We start from the raw sequence: 19552 nt of genomic DNA on the forward strand, positions 1-19552 counted from the left end.
CTTCGCACATCCGGGCACTTCCGCGTAGCGGGTTGGGCCCCCTGCTGTCTCATTCCGGGGAAGCGTGCAAGGATGGGCGAGGCACCTGGGTTCGTCGGAAGGAGTGGGTTGTGGACGTGTTCGATGAGGATGCGGAGCCGTTCGACTTGAAGAACGACGTCGAGGAAACAGACGACGCTGATCTGGACGATTTCGACGACGACGATGACGACCTCGAAGACGCCACCGAGGACGACATCGACCTTGTGGTCGCGCTCTACCGCGAAGACGGTAAGGCCACTGCGGTGCCCATGGACTACGACCTCGCCAACGACTTCGACGAGCTCATCCGTCAGCTGAGCCGCCTCCCAGGCGACTCGGGCGCCGACGGCTGGGTCTCCGTGGCCGGCGAGTTCTTCGTGTTGTGCCGCGTGCGCGGCCGCACCGTCGAGGTGCTGCTGTCCGACGCGACGGCCGCCAACGACTGGCCCCTGGCCCGCGACGTGGTCGACTACCTAGGCGAGGACGTGCCGGACGAGGACGACGACTCCTTCCCGCTGGGCGACCTCGAGATCTACGCAGCCAGCGGTCTCCGCGGCTTCGAGATGGAGGCCATCGCCACGGATTACGACGAGGATTCCGACGTCCTCCTCGGCGTCATCGCGAAGAAGCTGAAGATCGGCGCGGAGTTCGAGCGCGCCGCCGAGTCCTTCGACGACTGACCTGGGCCGTGGGCACGCGCTGGCATGACGCGATGCGTCGCGCGCTGGCCGAGGCGTCGGGCGCGGAAGCGCACGGCGACGTACCCATCGGCGCCGTCGTCCTGAACCCGGCCGGGGAGGTCATCGCCGCTGCCGGGAACGAACGGGAACTCACCGGGGACCCCACCGCGCATGCGGAGGTCGTCGCCATCCGCCGCGCCGCGCAGGCAGTGGGGGAGTGGCGGCTCACCGGCTGCACGCTCGTGGTCACCCTGGAACCCTGCACCATGTGCGCCGGCGCCATCGTCGCCTCGCGGATCGGGCACCTCGTGTTCGGCGCGTTCGACGAGAAGGCCGGCGCCGTCTCGTCGCTGTGGGACGTGGTGCGCGACCCCCGGCTCAACCACCGCCCGACGGTGACCTCACGGGTCCTGGAAACCGAATGCGCCGCGATCCTCGAGCAGTTCTTCGCCGCCAAACGCTAGGTGAACCCCCCTGCCCGCTCATGACAGCTGGGCCGCGGCTCAGTCGAGGATGGAGATGCCGCCGCGCAGGTCCGGCTGCGCCTTGCGGAACACGACGGCCACCACCAGCGCCAGCACGCCGGCCCCCGCGGCGATGAACAGCGCGCCGGGCGCCCCCACCGCGTCGATCGCTACGCCGGCGACGGCCGCGCACACAGAGGTGCCCAGCAACTGGCCGGTGCCGATCCAGCCGTAAGCCTCCGCTGTGTCGGCGAACGGCACGCTGCCGGCGATGACCGAGGACACGGCCGCCAGGGCGGGCGCGATGCCGACGCCCGCGATGAACAGGGCGGCGGTCAGGCCCCAGAAGCCGGTCAGGATCGCGGCCAACACGAGGCCGACCACCATGATCATGGTGCGCAGGGCCAGCGACCAGCGCGAGATGGGCCGGTTGCCCGCCGCGAGCCCGCCGATGAGCGAACCGAACGACGTGATGCCCAGCACCACGCCGGCGAGGATCGAGCCTTCGTCGAAGCTGGCCACGACACCCACCTCGACGGCGGCGAAGGCGCCCAGGAACAGCGCCGAGGTGACCATCATGAGGATCACGGACGGGTTCTGGAGCACGCGGCCCAGCTTGCGGTCCGTCTGCGGGATCTTCATGGTGCGCACGGCCGGCGCCAGCATGAAGGCGAGGCCGCCGACGATCTGTACGGCCACCACGATGAGCAGCGCCACGGTGGTGTCGAACGCGGCCACCAGCATGGTGATGGACACCGGTCCGATGACCCAGATGACCTCCTGCAGCGCGGCGTCGAAGCTGAAGAGCGTCGTCAGCAGGGGGCGCGGGGTCACCCGGGGATACAGCGTGCGGACCGCCGGGATCACGGGCGGGACGGTGCCGCCGCCCAGGGCGCCCAGCACGATGAGCCAGAACAGGGGGAGGGTGGGGAACAGCGCGAGGGCCGAGAAGGCGGTGACGGACAGGAGGGTGCACACCAGCAGCACCCGGAAGGTGCCGAACCTGCTCAGCAGCCGCGACACCGGCGGCCCGGCCACGGCCATGGCCGCGGAGAACGACGCGAGCACCAGGCCCGCGGCGGTGTAGGTGCCCTGGGCCCGCTCCACGTGCATGAGGATCCCCAGCGTGTACATCCCGGCCGGGAACCGGGCGGCTAGCTGGGCCGCCAGGATGAGCGGGAGTCCCGGGACACGGAGGAGGGCCGAGATTTCACGCACCGGCCTACTGTACGCGCCGGGCGCGGGTGGCTGGCAAACCACGATTGGTGATCGCCGGTGGGAATCACTACACTGGTCTGCGGTGATGTGTCTGAGCGGCCGAAAGAGCTCGCCTCGAAAGCGAGAGTAGGGCAACCTACCGGGGGTTCAAATCCCTCCATCACCGCCGACGAACCCCCGGAAGAGATTCCGGGGGTTCAACGTTTCTATGGGCCCCGGAGCCGAGGCTACGGGCGTGCGTGCGACGGGCTCAGCTCTCCGTCGTCGGCGAGGGGGACGGGGACGCAGACTCGTCCGTGGCCACCGGCGGCCTGCAGATCGAACCGCCGGCGGACGACACCTGGTAGATGATCTGTTCCGTGGGCGCGTAGCCCTGCCAGGCGGTGCCGACCAGCACGTCGAGGGTGCCGTCGATGCGGTCGTCGTACTCGATCTTCGGGTCGATGAAGTTCGACATCAGCAGCCGCATGGCGGGGTACTGGTCCTTGTTGCCGCGGATCACCGTCTCCTTGATGGTCTCCTCGGTGTCGTCGACGCTCACCACGTTGTACCCGCCGTCGGTCAGTTGCGTGCCGATCCGACGCGCCAACCCGGAGGTGAAGCCGCCGTTGTACACGTGCACGAACACCATGGTGGGGTTGACGAACTCCGTGGCTTCAGTGACGCACGGCGTGGGCGGTGTCGTCGGCAGCGGCGCGGTGAGTTCGCGCCAGCCCCACAGGAAACCCCACCCGAGAAAGCCCAGCAGACCCAGCAGAATCACCGGGGTGGCTATCAGGCGGAAGATGCGCACTTGTTTACATTCGCTTTCGTCGAGGAGTTTCCCTGGTGGGAGATTACTTCAACTCGAGGACCCTGGCGTGCATTGTCTGCCGTTGCTGGAGCGCGGCGCGCAGCGCCCGGTGCAACCCGTCCTCCAGGTAGAGCTCGCCGCGGTAGGACACGACGTGCGCGAAGAGGTCGCCGTAGAAGGTGGAATCCTCCTCGAGCAGCGCCTCCAGATCCAGCGTGCGCTTGGTGGTCACGAGTTCGTCGAGGCGCACCTGATGGGGCGCGATCGCGATCCACTGCTTCTGGGTGTACCCGTGGTCCGGGTAGGGGCGGGAATCGCCGACTCGCTTGAAGATCACGCCGCCAGCCTACCCAACCCGCCCCCCGCCCGGAGCCAGCTGTGCCCACTGGGGCCTCCGTGCGTCGTAAACACGCCCGTGCGACGGGGGTCTGTGGGACGATGCGGACGTGAACGATGCAGCACCAACTGACCAGATCAGGGCCGGCTACACCTTCGAGGCGCCGGCAGCGACGCTGGGCGTCCTCGTCGACGGAGAGCCCGCCGTCGACGTGCCCATCCGCATCCCCCTGTCGATGTTCAACAGGCACGGCCTGGTGGCCGGGGCCACCGGCACGGGCAAGACCAAGACCCTGCAGGTGATGGCCGAGGCGCTGTCGACGGCCGGCGTGCCCGTGTTCGCCGCGGACATCAAGGGCGACCTCAGCGGCATGGCGTCGCCGGGCGAATCGAACGATAATATCCTCGCCCGCACGCAGAAGCAGGGCCAGCCCTGGCAGCCGACGGCGTTCCCCGCCGAGTTCTACGCCCTGGGCGGGCAGGGCATCGGCGTTCCGGTGCGGGCGGCCGTGTCGTCGTTCGGCCCCATCCTCCTGTCCAAGGTGCTGGGCCTCAACCAGGTGCAGGAATCCTCGCTGGGGCTGGTGTTCCACTACGCCGACAAGAACGGCCTGCTGCTCCTCGACCTCAAGGACCTCGTCGGCCTGCTCAAGTGGCTCACCTCGGATGAGGGCAAGCCGGAACTGAAAGGCATCGGCGGGGTGTCGACGGCCACCGCCGGCGTGATCCTCCGCTCGCTCGTGACGCTCTCGGACCAGGGTGGCGACGTCTTCTTCGGCGAGCCCGAGTTCGAGCCCTCGGAGTTGCTGCGGGTGGCGCCGGACGGCCGCGGCGTGGTGTCGCTGCTGGAACTGCCGCAACTCGCCACGCAGCCCGCGCTGTTCTCCACGTTCCTGATGTGGCTGCTGGCAGACCTGTTCACGTCGCTGCCCGAGGTGGGCGACCTCGACAAGCCCAAGCTGGTGTTCTTCTTCGACGAGGCCCACCTGCTCTTCAACGATGCGTCGAAGGCGTTCCTCCAGGCCATCACGCAGACCGTCCGGCTGATCCGCTCCAAGGGCATCGGCGTGTTCTTCGTAACGCAGACACCCAAGGACGTGCCCGACGACGTGCTGGCCCAGCTCGGTTCGCGCGTCCAGCACCAGCTCAGGGCCCACACGCCCAACGATGCGAAGGCCCTCAAGGCCACCGTTGACACCTACCCGCACTCCCACTACGACCTCGAGCAGGTGCTGCAGCAGCTGGGCATCGGCGAGGCCGTCGTGACCGTGATGAGCGAGAAGGGCGCGCCCACCCCGGTGGCCTGGACGCGGATCTGGGCGCCGGCCTCCTCGATGTCGCCGACGCCGGAGGCCCAGTTGCGGGCCTCGGTGGAGGCGTCGCCCCTGTTCGCGCGGTACGGCCAGGCGGTGGACAGGGAATCGGCCTACGAGATCCTGACCCGCCGGCTCGAGGCCGGCTCGGCGCAGGCCGCGGCCGAACGGCTGGAGGCGGAGCGGGCGGAGGCCGAGGCCGCCGCCCAGAAGGAGCAGGAGCGCACCCAGCAGGAGTGGGAGAAGCAGCAGCGCGAGAACGAGCGCGAGCTGGCCCAGCTGGAGCGCGAACGCAAGCAGGCGGAGGCCGAGCGTCGCCGCTATGAGCGGGAGAACCCGTCGCTGATCGAGCAGGTCACGAAGTCGCCGGTGTTCAAGGACGTCATGCGCACGGCCGGCCGCGAGATCGTGCGCAGCATCTTCGGCACCGGCCGCCGGGGGCGGTAGCAGCTCAGTCGACGGTGTAGGTGGGGATGTCCGGATCCTCGCGCACAGCGTCCGACAACGCCTGCAGTTCCTCGGCCAGCGCCTGCGCGCCCAGGTCACCCCTGAGGAACTGCCCCCAGAGGCGGTTGTAGTCCTCGGACAGGCCGTAGTGGGACACGAAGCGCCACGAGTACACGTCCTCCCCGGCGTCTGCCAGGAGGCGGGTCTGCGCGGCCAACGCCGTCGACTCCAGGTCTGCCGGCACCGTGGTGCGCACGACCGTGGGCACCAGGTTGTTCCGTGCGAACGACTCCGCGGCCTCCCTCGACAGCAGCGTCCGCAGGAGTTCCTGCCCGCCGGCCGGGTTCGCTGAGTTCTTCGGCACCATGAACTGCTCGATGGGCTGCGCATGCGCGGCGGACCAGGGCAGCGTCGGCGCGGCCGTGAGCGCGGGCACCGGGGAAACCGTCATCTCGAAGCCGTGGCTGGTGCGGCCCTCCATCTCCCTGGCGATCCAGGACCCCGACGGGTAAAACAGCGCCTTCTGGTGCTGCGACCACTCCGCCTGGGCGTCCACGTACGCCCCGCCATGGCGGACGAAGCCCGCGGCCACGCACTCCGCCAGGGACTGCAGCACCCCGGCGACGGCGGGGTGGGACCAGCCCTCGGGCTCTAGGTTGTCGAGCGCGCGGCGCACGTCGTGGCCGCCCTCCTTGATGGCCGACGAGATGGCCAGCTCGGCGTAGTAGCTGGCGGCGTCGTCGCCCCACACGAACAGGTCCTGGCCCAACCCGCGGGCCTGCTCGCCGAGCTCCAACAGCTCGTCCCAGGCGGTGGGCACGGCCCAGCCCTGAGCCGCGAAGTGGCTGGCGGAGTGCCAGAGCCCGTAGACGCTGAGTGCGTAGTCCAGCGCCACGTGGCGTCCGTTGAACGTGCCGGCCTGCACCACGCCGCTGTACAGCGTCTCCTCGATGGGGATGCCCTCGAGGTTGACGGACGACATCAGGTCGTCGAGCGGCAGGAGTTCGTCGACGATGTCCGCGACGGCCAGCTGGTGGCTGCCGGAGTTGTCGACGAGGTCCGGCGGGGTGGCGCCGTCGGCGAACAGGGGCGCCACGTCTGCGGTGATGTCGCTACTCGCGGACACCTGGACCCGCAGGCCCTCATAGGTCTTCCGCATGGCGGTGGCGGCGTCGCGCACGTAGCCGACGCCGAAGGCGCCGTCGAAGATGACGGCCTTGACGCTGCTGGGCACCGTGAGCCCGAAGGGATGGGTGGCCGTGGGGCTGGGCTCCGGCGTGGAGGTGGGGCTCCCCGTCTGGCTCTCGCCCGGGGGCGCCGGCGGCTGGGTGTTGACGCACGCCGTGAGCGGCACGACGGCGGCCGCAGCCAGGAAGTGTCGTCGCCCCAGAATGGTCATGCAGGAACTCTAGCCCCGCGCCCGCCGGGAGCACCCTTCTTGCCTGCCCGGCGCCCGGCGCCGGGACAGGGGGAGGGCAAGGTCAGCGACCGGTGCCCGCGTAGACAGTGGCCTCGGCCGAGCCGTCGAGCCCGAAGGCGCTGTGGGCGGCGCGGACGGCGTCGTCGACATCATCGGCGCCGACGATCACCGAGATGCGGATCTCCGAGGTGGAGATCATCTGCAGGTTCACGTCTGCCTTGGCCAGAGCGTCGAAGAACGTGGCGGAGACGCCCGGGTGCGAGCGCATGCCCACGCCCACCACCGAGACCTTGCCGATCTGGTCGTCGTAGAGCACCTCCTCGAAACCCACCTCGTCCTTGATGGCGTCGAGCGCGGCGATGGCCTTGGCGCCCAGGTCCATGGGGAGGGTGAACGAGATGTCCGTGGCGGCGTCCGACAGGCGCGAGATGTTCTGCACGATCATGTCGATGTTGATGTCGGCCTGGGCGATCGCGCGGAAGATGCTGGCGGCTTCGCCCACCCGGTCCGGCACGTTGACGATGGTGATCTTGGCTTCGGTGCGGTCGTGGGCGACACCGGTGATGATGGCTTCTTCCATGGCTCCGTCTTTCGTGATCTGATCCTGGCTCTTGACCCAGGTGCCGGGCTTGTCGGTGAACGAGGAACGCACGTGCACGGGCACGCCCTCGCGGCGCGCGTACTCGACGCAGCGCAGGTGCAGGATCTTGGCGCCGCTGGCGGCCATCTCCATCATGTCCTCGTAGCCGATCTCGCTGATCTGGCGGGCGGACTTCACGATGCGCGGATCCGCCGTGTAGACGCCGTCCACATCCGAGTAGATCTCGCAGTAGTCGGCGCCCAGCGCGGAGGCGAGCGCGACGGCGGTGGTGTCCGACGCGCCGCGGCCGAGCGTCGTCACGTCCTTGGTGGTCTGGGCGACGCCCTGGAAGCCCGCGACGATCACGACGCTGCCCTCTTCGAGCGACTTCACGACGCGGCCCGGGGTGATGTCGATGATGCGCGCGTTTCCGTGGGTGGGGGTGGTGAGGATGCCGGCCTGTGATCCGGTGTAGGACACCGCCTCCACGCCGAGGTCCGCCAGCGCCATCGCCAGCAGCGCGGCCGACTGGCGCTCGCCGGTGGTCAGCAGCATGTCGAGTTCGCGTGACTTGGGGCTGGGGGAGACCTGCAGCGCCAGGTCCATCAACTCGTCGGTGGTGTCACCCATGGCGGAGATGACGATGATGACGTCGTGCCCCTCGCCGCGGGTGCGTGCGATGCGGCGGGCGACGCGCTTGATGGACTCCGCGTCCTGAACCGAACTGCCGCCGAACTTCTGAACGATGCGACCCATGTGTAAGAACCTCCTGAGGACCGCGTATCAGGATAGTTCGCCCGGGGCCTGGAAGCGAGGGCCGTCCGCCGCGCACCGGGTCGCCGTCGTCCGGCGACGTGCGCACCAGCGCTGGGGGCAGTCCCGGCGCGTGGAATCAGGCTGAGCATTGAACAAGCAGGCGGTCGTTCATTGCTGGGTTTATCCCTGTGGACGGCGCCAAATCCAGCATTGAACGAGGAGGTCGTGGTTCATTGCTGGGTTCAGCCCTGTGGACGACGCCGAATCAAGATTCGGGTCGCCAGGGCGACCCCCGCACCCGCCCCGACGGCGCCCGGCCCCAGCGGGTAATGTCGGGCCCGTGACCGCGCTCCCGATCCTCACCGCAGAAGAACAGCGCGTGCTGGGGTGCCTCCTCGAGAAGGAGATCACCGTCCCGGCCAGCTATCCGCTGACGCTCAACGCCCTGCGCACCGCCTGCAACCAGTCCAGCAGCCGCGAGCCCGTCGTCGACTACGACGAGCGCACCGTCCAGGACGCCGTGCGCTCCCTCAAGGACCGGGGGCTGGCCCGTATCACGTGGCTGGACTACGGCAAGCGCACCCTGAAGTACTCGCAGAGCGCCGTCGAGGCCCTGGCACTGCCCGACGACGAGCGCGCCCTGCTGACCGTGCTGCTGCTCCGCGGCCCCCAGGCGCCGGGTGAGCTCAAGGCCCGCACCGACAGGCTGCACCGCTTCACCGACAGGGAAGCGGTGGAAGCCGTCCTGCAGCGCATGGCGCAGCGCGAGGCCCCGCTGGTGCGGCAGCTCGAGCGCAAGGCCGGACACCAGGACCATCGCTGGCTCCACCTCCTGGGCGACATCCCGCCCGACGTCGGCCCTGAGGCCGCCGTCGACCGGGAGCAGATCCTGGCGGAGGGGGTCGCCTCCCGCGACGAGGCCATGGTCGTCGCCTACGAGGCGCTGGCAGACCTCGAGCCGGACCCGATGTCGCCCACGGCGTTCGAGGACTGGTTCATCGCGCACGTGGCCGAACTCTCGGGCCCGCACCAGACGGCCGACATCGGCTGCGGCCTGGGCGACACCACGCTCCTCCTGGCGGAGGCCGGTGCGCTGCCCACCGGTTTCGACCTGGCACCGCGCATGATCGAGGTGGCCCGCGAGCGCAACCTCGACGTCGAGTTCGAGGTGGGCGATTTCCGCCGCCTCCTGCGGCCGGGCAACGACGCGGGCTGGGGCGCCATCCTGGCCTGGTACTCCTTCATCCACCTCGCGCCCAGCGAACTGGCGGCCGTCCTCCGGCACCTCGCCCAGACCCTGCTGCCCGACGGCGTGCTCGCGCTGGCGGTCTACGTCGGCAACGCCGTCGAACCGGTGACGCAGTGGGACGGCGAAGAGGTGGCGGTGCCGCTGGTGCTGCACGACCCTGCCGAGATCCGCCGCGCGATGTCCGCGGCCGGCCTGGAATCTGAGTCGTACCTCGTCAGCGGCGACGCGGATCGGGACCGGCTCTATCTCATCGGCCGACGCAGAGCCTAGTCAAACACCCACCAAGCATTATCGAGAGGACTACCCTGTCTGCCATGGATACGGTTCGCTGGGGCATCGTCGGCACGGGAGCTATCGCACACGGAGTGGCTGGAGACTTCCAGTTCGTCCCCGGTGCGGAACTGACCGCCGTCGCGTCACGCACCACCGCCAAGGCCCAGGCGTTCGCCGCCAAGCACGGCATCCCCAAGGCCTTCGGTTCCTACGCTGAGATGCTCCAATCCGAGGACGTCGATGTCGTCTACATCGCCACGCCGCACCCCCAGCACCGCGACGTCGCGCTCATGGCCATCGCCAACGGCAAGGCCGTCCTCGTCGAGAAGGCCTTCACCGCCACCCTGGCCGGCGCCCGCGACATCGTCAGGGCGGCCCGCCAGCGGGGCGTGTTCGCCATGGAAGCCATGTGGACCCGCTTCCTGCCGGTGGTCGAGGCCGCCCGCGAAGTGGTGGCGTGGGGGCGCATCGGCGACGTCGTCTCGGTGCAGGGTGACCTCTACGCGTACCGCGAGTTCCAGCCCGACCACCGCCTCTTCGCCAAGGAACTGGGCGGCGGCGCCATCCTCGACCTGGGCGTCTACGTCGTCAACTTCGCCCAGGCGTTCCTCGGCAACGTCAAGTCTGTGGACTGCATGACGCGCCTGTACCCCACGGGAGTGGAACGGGCCGCCAGCATCAGCCTCGCGCACACCGGCGGTGGGCTGTCGTCGCTGGCGGTCGGCTTCGACGGGCATGGCCCGGCCCGGATGGTCATCATCGGCACCAAGGGCTGGATCGAGGTGGAGCCGCGTTTCCACCATCCGTCGATGATCACCATCCACCGCAACGGCGTGCTGCCGCGCATCATCGAGGCCATGCCCACCGGCCGCGGCTACAGCCACGAGTTCGCCGAGGTCACGGAGCGGATCAGGGAGGGTTGCACGGAGTCGTTGACGATGCCGCTCGACGACACCCTCGAGGTGATGCGGGTGCTCGAGTCATGCCTCCGGCAGGCAGGGATCTCCCACAGCGACGCCAACCTGGCGCTCATCTGAACCGCTCTTGAACTGACAAAGTCGTCAGGTGTCAGGAGGTGGGTCGCCCCACCAAGGCCACCCCGATGCCGAGGATACCGACCCGGAGTATTAACCTGACGTTGAGGTCGTAAGACATCAGATTTACGGTTTGACTGCACCTTATGCGTCACTTGTGTACCGTCACAGGCGGTACTCATCGTCGAGCGACCCCTCCTCGTAGGTAAATCTTGTTCGCAGAAGGATCTTCCCCAGTGCGCCTGCATGCTCTTTTGGCCGCCGCTTTGGGGGCTGTGCTCATCCTCTCCGGGATGGGTCTTCAGTCTTCCCAGGCCACCACCGCGATAGACAACTCCAACATCGAATCCGTCCGCGCTGCTTATCAGCAGCAGCTCAAGCCGGCCTTGGCCGTGCAGCAGGACTGGACCGGGAACCTCGACACCTGCGCGGCGGGTGCCCCCAGCGCCGCGGCCCAGAAGGCCACGCTCGACGCCGTAAACTACTTCCGCGCCATGGGTGGCCTCGCCGCGGTGAAGTTCGACGCCGCGCTGTCCGCCAAGGCGCAACAAGCGGCCCTCATCATGAGCGCCAACAAGCGGCTCGACCATTACCCGACGGATTCCTGGCGCTGCATCAGCGCCCAGGGCAAGGAGGCCGCAGGCCGCTCGAACATCGCGCTCGGCGCGGTGCGCTCCGGCTCCGGCGCGGGCGCCATCGCGCTGTACATGTCTGAGCCGGGCGCGTCGAACACGGCCGTGGGCCACCGTCGCTGGGTGATGCGCCCGCACACGACGACCATGGGCAGCGGCTCGACCACCAACTCCAACGCCCTCTGGGTCATCAACACCCCCAACGACAACCGCTCCAACCCGGATCCCGCCTGGATCCCGTGGCCCACGGCCGGTTACTTCCCCACGCAGATCCAGCCCAACGGGCGGTGGTCGCTGACCGGCAACTCGTCGACCAAGTTCGACAGCGCCAAGGTGAGCGTGACAGGGCCTAACGGCCCCGTGCAGGTCACCAAGCAGCCGCTGGTCGGCGGCATGGGGAACCCGACGCTGGTCTTCGAGCTCGGCCTGCTGCCGAAGCCGGTGGGTTCCGCGGTGCACACCTATACCGTCACCGTCAGCGGCATCGTCCGCAACGGCGTCACCGTGAGCCACTCCTACGGCGTGAAGCTCTTCGACGCCGACGCTCCCGCCGCCGGACAGCCCGCCCCGGCGAGCCCGCGCCCCACCACGCCGGCCCCCACCCAGACGATCTGGGTCACCACCGGCAACAGCGCCTCGCCGACCCCGGCGCCCACGCCGCCGAAGCCCACGGCGGGGGGTTTCGTGCGCAGCGCCCCCTACACGCTGCCGGGCATCCACCGCAACGTGAACGGCCGCGACTGGCAGACCAGGTGCGAGCCCTATTCGCAGACCGAACGCTGCCGCACCGACATCTGGGCCGCGATCGTGGTCAAGGAAGGTGGGCGGTTCGTGCAGAAGGAGGGGTGGGCGTTCAACAACCTCACCTACCTGCCGCTCATGAGCCGTGCGGAGTGGGGCACCAACCCGATCGCCATGCACAACATGAACGGTTTCGAATCCGGTGGCCGCCGGTGGAAGACCGAGTGCGACACCGCCCAGACCGGCCGCGGCGCCTGCCGCAGCTATACGTTCACCACGGTCTTCCGCGCGACGACGACGACCAGCGGTCTGGTTGTGAAGCAGTCCGGTGCGTGGGTCTTCAACAACCTGGTGCTGTTCCCCTGACCTCCGCGCCCGGTCACACGGCATCGGGCCGACCCGCACGCTGCGGGTCGGCCCGATGCCGTTGAATCACGGTGGGTCAGTGTCAGGCCTTTGCCAGGGTGATCTTCAGCCCCAGCTCATCGTCGACATCCGTGGCTTCAGCCACCGGCGCGTTCGTGAGATCGACGGCGAGCACCTCGCCGGCGATGAGGCTCCGGTGGGTCTCGACGGCGTCGCCGAGGGGGCCGTCGGCCTCGACGGTGACGCGGATCCGGTCCGTGATCTCCAGCCCGGCGCGCTTGCGGGCGTCCTGGATGAACCGGATGACCTCGCGGGCCAGGCCGGCCAGCACCAGGGCCGGCGTCAGCTCCAGGTCGAGCGCGACGGTTTCGCCCTGCTCGTTGACAACTGACCAGCCCTCGCGGGGCCGCTCGGTCACGATGACGTCGTCGGCGGACAGCTCCACCTCTTCGCCCTCGAACTCGATCAGGGCGCGGCCGGCGTCGCGCAGTTGCCCGGCGAGCCAGGCGGCGTCCAGCTCGGCGATGACCTTCGCCACGAGCGGCGTCTTCTTCGCGAAGCGCTTGCCGAGGTTGCGGAAGTTGCCCTTGGCGGAGAAGTCGACGAGGTCGCCGGCCGAATCGAAGGACTCGATGGATTCGACGTTCAGCTCGGCTTTGACCTCTTCCTGCAACTCGGGTGAGAGCTTGGCGAAGATGCGCGACGGCACCAGCATGCGGCCCAGCACCTGGCGCACCTTCATCTTGGACTCGGCGCGCGCGGAGCGGCCCAGTTCGACGGTGCGCTGGGTCAGCTTCATCGCCTCGGTCAGTTCCGGGATGATGAGCGACTCGTCCGCCACGGGCCACGAGGCCAGGTGCACCGAGTTGGGGCCCTCCGGGTCCGCGGCGTAGAAGAGGTCCTGCCACACGCGCTCCGTGACGAACGGCATGATGGGGGCCAGCAGGCGGGTGAGCGTGTCGAGCGTCTCGTGGAGCGTCCACAGGGCGCCCTCGTCGCCGCTCCAGAACCGGCGACGGGAACGACGCACGTGCCAGTTGGACAACGCGTCGATGAAGCCGGCGATGGCCTGGCCGTAGCGCTGCGTGTCGAAGTTCTCGAGCGCGTCGGTGGTCTCCAGGATCAGCTCCTGGGTGGTGGAGGTCAACCAACGGTCCAGCACGTGGCGATCTGCCACGGCGGGAGCGGTGCCCGTCGGAGTCCAGTTGGCGGCGCGCGCGTACAGGGTGTGGAAGGCGACGGTGTTCCAGTACGTCAGCAGCACCTTGCGCACGGTCTCGCCGATGGTGGTGTCGCCCACCCGGCGGGCCGACCACGGCGAGCCGGAGCACGCCATGAACCAGCGCACCGCGTCGGCGCCGTGCTTGTCCATCAGCGGGATGGGTTCCAGCACGTTGCCCAGGTGCTTGGACATCTTGCGGCCGTCGTCGGCCAGGATGTGGCCCAGGCACACGACGTTCTTGTACGCCGATTCGCCGAAGACGAGGGTGCCCACCGCCATCAGCGAGTAGAACCAGCCGCGGGTCTGGTCGATGGCCTCGCAGATGAAATCAGCCGGGTAGCGCTCCTCGAACATCTCGACGGAACCCTCGGCGTGCGGGTAGCCCCACTGCGCGAAGGGCATCGAGCCGGAGTCGAACCAGGCGTCGATGACCTCGGGCACGCGCCGCGACTCCTTGCCGCAGGTGGGGCAGCTGAAGGTGATGTCGTCGACGAACGGGCGGTGCGGGTCGAGCGCCAACTGGTCCTGCCCAGTCAGCTCCGAGAGCTCCGCGCGGGAACCGACGCACACCTGGTGGTCGTCCTCGCAGCGCCAGATGGGCAGCGGCGTGCCCCAGTAGCGGGTGCGCGACAGGGCCCAGTCGACGTTGTTGGTGAGCCAGTCGCCGAAGCGGCCGTGTTTGATGTTCTCCGGGTGCCAGGTGGTGTCCTCGTTCTCGGCGAGCAACTGGTCCTTGATGCGCGTGGTGCGGATGTACCAGGAGGGCATGGCGTAGTAGAGCAACGGGGTGTGGCAGCGCCAGCAGTGCGGGTAGCTGTGCGTGTAGTCCAGCTTGCGGAACATCAGGCCGCGCGAGGTGAGGTCCTCGACGATGAACGCGTCGGCGTCCTTGAAGAACATGCCGCCCACCAGGCTGAGGCCCTCCTCGAAGGCGCCCTCCTTGGTGACGGGGTTCACGAACGGCAGCCCGTAGGCGCGGCAGACGGCCATGTCGTCCTCACCGAAGGCCGGGGCCTGGTGGACCAGGCCGGAGCCGTCCTCCGTCGTGACGTAGTCGGCCAGCACCACGAAGTGGGCCTCGGCGGGGAACTCGACCAGTTCGAGCGGCCGCTGGTAGGACCAGCGCTCCATCTCCGCGCCGGTGAAGGACGCGCCCAGCGTCCATTCCTCGCCCAGCACCTGCTCGGCGAGCGGTTCGGCGACCACCAGCGACTTCTGCTCAGGGTGGCTGGCCACCCGGTAGGTGACCTCCGGATGCACCGCGACCGCGGTGTTGGACACCAGCGTCCAGGGCGTCGTCGTCCAGACCAGGAGGTCGACGTCGCCGGCGAGCGGGCCGGACGTGAGCGGGAAGCGCACGTAGATGGACGGGTCGGTGACGTCCTCGTAGCCCTGCGCGAGTTCGTGGTCCGACAGCGCGGTGCCGCAGCGCGGGCAGTACGGCGCGACGCGGTAGTCCTCCTGCAGCAGGCCCTTGGAGTGGATCTGCTTCAGCGCCCACCACAGTGACTCCACGTACTCGGGCGTCATGGTGACGTAGGCCTTGTCGAGGTTGACCCAGTAGCCCATCCGCTCCGTCAGATCGGAGAACGCGTCGACGTGGCGCAGCACGGATTCGCGGCACCTGGCGTTGAACGCCTCCACGCCGTAGGCCTCGATGTCGGCCTTGCCGGAGAAGCCCAGTTCCTTCTCGACGGCGAGTTCGACGGGCAGGCCATGGCAGTCCCAGCCGGCCTTGCGCTCCACGTGGAAGCCGCGCATCGTCTTGAAGCGGGGGAACATGTCCTTGAAGACCCGCGCCTCGATGTGGTGGGTGCCGGGCATGCCGTTGGCGGTGGGCGGGCCCTCGTAGAACGTCCAGGGCTCACCACCCTTGGACTTCTCGAGGGACTGGTCGAACGTGCCGCGCTCAGCCCACAACTTCAGGATGTCGTGCTCCAACGCCGGGAAATCGACCTGGGCGGGCACGGCGCGGTAGCCGGGAGTGGTGCTCATCGGGTGGGTTCCTTCTTCGTCTGCCATGGCGAAGGGACGAGCCGTGGCCCGCGGTACCACCCTTCTTGGACGCGTGAGCGCCCCGCTTCATTCGCTGCCGCAGCCGGTTCTAATGAGTGGAGATCCACCGTTCTTCCGGCAGCTCCGGGGTGATGGCCCCATCCGCGCCGTGCGGTCCGTGCCATTATGCGCCGAGCGCGGCGCCGACTCAAGCCCACGCGGCGGTCGGCGCCCCGCCGGACGACCTCCATGGCAACATTGAGCCGATGGGGATGGAAGGGAGGTGCCTGAATGGCCGATGCTGAGGCCTGGCGGCACTGGGCGACCCTCCGCAACCTGCACTTCTTCCCCGCGTGGGAGGCCATGACGGGTACCTTCCGCGGCGGCGGCCTCCACGTCGGCGGGCAGCGCGCGATCACCGTCGGGTGGTCCGGCACCTACGCAGGCCTGCCCTGCTTCGGTTTCCGGGCGACGGCGGGTTCGGACCCGGCCGGTCACCTCCACGTCGTGGCACTGCGGGTGCCGGGGGTGCGGTTCCCTTGGCTGAGCATCGAGGCGGCGGATTTCACCCAGTCCGGCCCCGGCATCCCCATCGAGGCGGATTTCGACCTGGCCTGGCGCGTCAGCGCCGCCCACCCCCAGTTCGCCAACGACGTGCTCAACGAGGCCGTCCGCCAGTTGCTGATCCCCATCGCCGCGGACTTCTCGGAGATCTGGTTCGAGCACGACGCCGTCCTGCTGAGCGCGCGCGGCCGCGTCGAGCCCGAGCACGTGGACCGGTACCTGGACCTGCTCCGCAAGATGGTCGACGCCATCGATTCGCGGGTGCTCGACGCCATCCGGCCCCGCCCCTACCAGCGCGCCCTGCCCGCCTATCTCACCGCCTCGGCCCCCGCGCTGCGCACCGCGGCGGTGAGGCCCGTCGTCCGACGCGGCACCACCTGGCAGGAATGGGCGGGACAGCGCGGCTGGCTCTACTACGCCAACGCGCGCGAGATCGTCGAACGCTTCAATCAGGGCCCGGTGCCGTCCGGCAGGTTCGTGCACGGTTTCGTGGGCCGCTTCGGCGACCTCCCGTGCTTCGGCTGGCAGTGGATCTCCGCCCCCGAGCAGGGCGCCAAGATCCGCCAGGTGCTCTGCGTGCGACGCCCGGGCCTGGTGATGAACCCCGTGCGGCTGACCGCGGAGAACGCGTTGCTGGCCGAGTTGATGGGCACCAGCGACATCGAGGTGGGCGACCCCACGTTCGACGCCCGCTGGCGCGTCACGTCGTCGGACGCGGACGCCACCCGGCACCTCCTGGGCCCGGCCGTGTGGCGGTTCTTCACCGCCCCCACCACGCCGGAGTTCAGCCAGTTGTGGCTCGAGCGGGAGGTGGCCGCCGTCGTCATCGAAGACGCGGCGCCGCGCGAACACGTCGACGGGTACCTGCGCTTCCTGCACGACATCATCGGGGCCGTCGCCCACAACGTCGACGGCGGCTGACCCGCGGCCGGCTGCCATAGACTCGCCGGCATGACGATCTTCAACGTGCCGCTGGACGAGTTGAGGCAGCGGGGCAGCATCAAGTGGCGCCGCTTCGAGCCGGACGTGCTGCCCATGTTCGTCGCCGAGATGGACGCGGAGATCGCCGTCGCCGTCCGTGACCGGATCAAGCGCGCCATCCGCGATTCGGACACCGGCTACCCCGAACTGCCCGCCTACCAGGAGGCGATGGCCGACTACGCGCAGTGGCAGTGGGGCTGGCAGTTCGACACGGCCGACGCCATGCTGGTCGCCGACGTCGTCACCGGCATGCGCGAGGCCGTGCTCGCCTTCACCGAGCCGGGGGACCGGGTGCTGATCAACCCGCCCGTCTACCCGCCCTTCCGCAGCGTCAGCCACGGCCGCGAAGTGGTCACCGCCCCCATGCTGGAGAGCGGGCGCCTGGACCTGGCGGCCATCGAGGCCGCGTTCGTCGAGCACCGCCCCGCGCTGTACCTGCTGTGCTCGCCGCACAACCCCACCGGGGCCGTGCACACCGTCGAGGAACTGCGGGCGGTGGCCGCGTTGGCCGACGCACACGGCGTGATCGTCGCCTCCAACGAGATCCACGCACCGCTCGCCGGCACCCGGCACACCCCCTACCTCCAGGCGGCGCCGGGCGCGCGCGCGGTCATCATCACGTCCGCGTCGAAGTGCTGGAACCTGGCGGCCCTCAAGGCCGCGCTCATCATCGGCCCGGCAGACCTGCGTGGCCGCATCAACCCCGTCGTGTCGGACTCCGCCTCCTACTTCGGCATCCTCGCCCACACCACCGCGCTGCGCGAAGGCCGCGAGTGGCTGGCGCAGGCGTCGCAGGAGATCGACGCGAACAAGGCGTTCTTCGCCGAGGAACTGGCCCGGCAGCTCCCGCAACTCACGTACACGCCGTCCGAGGGCACTTACCTGGCATGGCTCGACTGCTCGCCGCTTGGCTTGGAACACCCCGGCCGGCACTTCCACGACGTGGGCCGGGTGCGGTTCAACTTCGGCACGGACTTCTCGCCTGAATCCACCCAGTTCGTCAGGGTCAATCTGGCCTCTTCGCGTGAGATCATCACCGAGGGCATCAGGCGGATGGCTTCGTCCATCATCTAGTTTCGCGGGTCCTGACCGCTAACCTTCTGCCTAGTGCCAATCCGAGGAGATGACATGACGCGACCCATGGCTGCATGGCGCACCACCTACACGCCCGGTGCGTGGCTTGCCCTGACCGGGCCGAGCACCCTGGTGGTCATGGCGCCCCCGCCGGCGCGCGCAGCAGCCACGGTCAACGAACTCTGGCTGAGCGTGGTGGCCGCCGGCTCCCTCGACGCGCTGCTGACGCTCGTCTCGCAGGTGGGCCTGGACTCCATGCCGGATCTGGGCGCGTTCCACTGGGACGACGACGGGCTGCACGGCCTCGCGCGCGGCCGCGTGCGGGTGGTCGACACTGATTCCGGGGATGTCGTCCTGCAGGGCGAGGGGAGCGTGACGTGGCGCGAGGAGCACCTGGGCCGCGAGCGCAACCTCGGCATCACGCTGGAGGAGTTCGACGCGGACCAGGCCCTGCAGTTGCCGCTGGTGGTCGGGGCGGCCACCGTCTCGGCCGTGTTCCTGACCACTGACCCCGCCGCCCTCGTGCGGTTCCCCACCGCGGACGAGCCGGCCGGCACGCCGCAGTTCGTCCCCACCGCGGCCCACGTCTCAGACGACGACGCGCCGGTGGACGTCGTCCATGACGAGTTCTCGGAGGCCATGGTCCTCGACGCCCCGCCGTCTGAGGAATTCAACGCGGACGACACCGACGAAGCCGGCCCCGAGGAGATCGCCGCAGCGCTCAGCGCCGTCATCCCGCCCCCGGTCGCGCCCGAGGTGGTCGTGCCCCCCATCGCGGAGCCCGCATCGCTGTCGTCGCCGGCTGAGCGACCGGCGCCCGTCGTGGTGCCGCGCTCGTTCGGCGAGGTGGAGGAGGACGACGGCGGCACCATCTTCTCCACGGGACTGGCCGCCACGCACAAGCCCGCGCCGCCGGCCGACGAACGACCGGACCCGCAGGTGCTGGCCGTGCCCTGTGTCAACAACCACCCCAACGCCCCCGGCAGCCGCACCTGCCGCATCTGCCAGTACCCCGTGGACTCGTCGAACCCGCGGCTCATCCGCCGCCCCGTCCTGGCGGGTGTGCACACCAACCGCGGCGACTTCGCCGACATCGTCGCCGGCATCGTCGTGGGCCGCGCCCCCGATGCGGGCCACGGCCCGTCCGGCAGCCACCTCATGCGGGTGGCCAGCCCCAGCAACGACATCTCGCGCAACCACCTGCTGATCACCACGCAGGACTGGAACGTGCACGTCACGGATCTGGATTCCACCAACGGCACCACTGTGCTCCCCGCCGGCGAACCCCCGTTCACCCTGCGCGACGGGGCCTCGGTCCAGGTGGGGATCGGCACCGTGCTCGACCTCGGTGACGGCGTTTCGCTGCGCATCGAGCCGCCCCGCGGTTAGAAGA

General features: G+C 69.2%; 15 protein-coding genes and 1 tRNA gene. 10 read left to right on the plus strand and 6 right to left on the minus strand.

Annotation, left to right across the window (positions count from 1 at the left end):
• Nucleotides 1–110: 110 nt before the first annotated feature.
• Nucleotides 111–701 carry a tRNA adenosine deaminase-associated protein gene (locus J7D54_RS01460; protein ID WP_182762774.1) on the plus strand — a complete coding sequence of 197 codons (591 nt, stop codon included), beginning with the start codon at nt 111–113 and terminating at the stop codon, nt 699–701.
• A gap of 32 nt (nt 702–733) precedes the next feature.
• On the plus strand, nt 734–1165 hold the full coding sequence (gene tadA / locus J7D54_RS01465; protein WP_182762771.1) for a tRNA adenosine(34) deaminase TadA: 432 nt from the start codon (nt 734–736) through the stop codon (nt 1163–1165).
• 39 nt (nt 1166–1204) lie between these two features.
• Here tadA and J7D54_RS01470 read toward each other — a convergent pair whose 3' ends face one another.
• Nucleotides 1205–2383 carry an MFS transporter gene (locus tag J7D54_RS01470; RefSeq protein WP_182762769.1) on the minus strand — a complete coding sequence of 393 codons (1179 nt, stop codon included), beginning with the start codon at nt 2381–2383 and terminating at the stop codon, nt 1205–1207.
• 81 nt (nt 2384–2464) lie between these two features.
• Here J7D54_RS01470 and J7D54_RS01475 point away from each other — a divergent pair.
• Nucleotides 2465–2549: transfer RNA gene (locus J7D54_RS01475), tRNA-Ser, on the plus strand.
• Between the two features lie 84 nt (nt 2550–2633).
• On the opposite strand, the gene J7D54_RS01480 is transcribed toward J7D54_RS01475, so the two are convergent.
• Nucleotides 2634–3176, minus strand: coding sequence for a LytR C-terminal domain-containing protein (locus J7D54_RS01480; RefSeq protein ID WP_182762767.1), 543 nt, complete (start codon nt 3174–3176; stop codon nt 2634–2636).
• 43 nt (nt 3177–3219) lie between these two features.
• Nucleotides 3220–3513, minus strand: coding sequence for a type II toxin-antitoxin system VapB family antitoxin (locus J7D54_RS01485; protein WP_076063541.1), 294 nt, complete (start codon nt 3511–3513; stop codon nt 3220–3222).
• 109 nt (nt 3514–3622) lie between these two features.
• On the opposite strand from J7D54_RS01485, the gene J7D54_RS01490 reads away from it, so the two are divergent.
• Entirely contained in the window at nt 3623–5272 is a 1650-nt protein-coding gene (locus J7D54_RS01490; RefSeq protein WP_209455181.1) for a helicase HerA-like domain-containing protein, read from the plus strand.
• A 4-nt stretch (nt 5273–5276) separates the two neighbouring features.
• Here the strand turns inward: J7D54_RS01490 and ngcE are convergent, their stop codons facing one another.
• On the minus strand, nt 5277–6671 hold the full coding sequence (gene ngcE / locus J7D54_RS01495) for an N-acetylglucosamine/diacetylchitobiose ABC transporter substrate-binding protein (RefSeq protein WP_182762765.1): 1395 nt from the start codon (nt 6669–6671) through the stop codon (nt 5277–5279).
• 82 nt (nt 6672–6753) lie between these two features.
• Entirely contained in the window at nt 6754–8028 is a 1275-nt protein-coding gene (locus J7D54_RS01500; RefSeq protein WP_182762764.1) for an aspartate kinase, read from the minus strand.
• 340 nt (nt 8029–8368) lie between these two features.
• Here J7D54_RS01500 and J7D54_RS01505 point away from each other — a divergent pair, with 340 nt between their 5' ends.
• From J7D54_RS01505 to J7D54_RS01515, 3 genes are all read left to right on the plus strand, one after another.
• On the plus strand, nt 8369–9547 hold the full coding sequence (locus J7D54_RS01505; RefSeq protein ID WP_182762762.1) for a DUF480 domain-containing protein: 1179 nt from the start codon (nt 8369–8371) through the stop codon (nt 9545–9547).
• A 35-nt stretch (nt 9548–9582) separates the two neighbouring features.
• Complete coding sequence (locus J7D54_RS01510; protein ID WP_370585838.1) at nt 9583–10587, plus strand: Gfo/Idh/MocA family protein; 1005 nt, start codon at nt 9583–9585, stop codon at nt 10585–10587.
• A gap of 290 nt (nt 10588–10877) precedes the next feature.
• Nucleotides 10878–12323: a CAP domain-containing protein gene (locus tag J7D54_RS01515; protein ID WP_182762758.1), complete on the plus strand. Its 1446-nt coding sequence runs from the start codon at nt 10878–10880 to the stop codon at nt 12321–12323.
• Nucleotides 12324–12405: 82 nt separating this feature from the next.
• On the opposite strand, the gene ileS is transcribed toward J7D54_RS01515, so the two are convergent.
• Complete coding sequence (ileS, locus tag J7D54_RS01520) at nt 12406–15540, minus strand: isoleucine--tRNA ligase (protein WP_245244073.1); 3135 nt, start codon at nt 15538–15540, stop codon at nt 12406–12408.
• Between the two features lie 291 nt (nt 15541–15831).
• On the opposite strand from ileS, the gene J7D54_RS01525 reads away from it, so the two are divergent.
• From J7D54_RS01525 to J7D54_RS01535, 3 genes are read left to right on the plus strand one after another with little or no spacing between them, the layout of a single operon-like run.
• Complete coding sequence (locus J7D54_RS01525) at nt 15832–17025, plus strand: hypothetical protein (RefSeq protein ID WP_182762755.1); 1194 nt, start codon at nt 15832–15834, stop codon at nt 17023–17025.
• 30 nt (nt 17026–17055) lie between these two features.
• Nucleotides 17056–18159 (plus strand): MalY/PatB family protein, encoded by a 1104-nt coding sequence (locus tag J7D54_RS01530; protein WP_182762753.1) that lies wholly within the window; start codon nt 17056–17058, stop codon nt 18157–18159.
• Nucleotides 18160–18213: 54 nt separating this feature from the next.
• Entirely contained in the window at nt 18214–19548 is a 1335-nt protein-coding gene (locus tag J7D54_RS01535) for an FHA domain-containing protein (RefSeq protein ID WP_182762751.1), read from the plus strand.
• Nucleotides 19549–19552: the final 4 nt, after the last annotated feature.

This window comes from Tessaracoccus sp. MC1865 (assembly GCF_017815535.1).
GTDB lineage: Bacteria > Actinomycetota > Actinomycetes > Propionibacteriales > Propionibacteriaceae > Arachnia.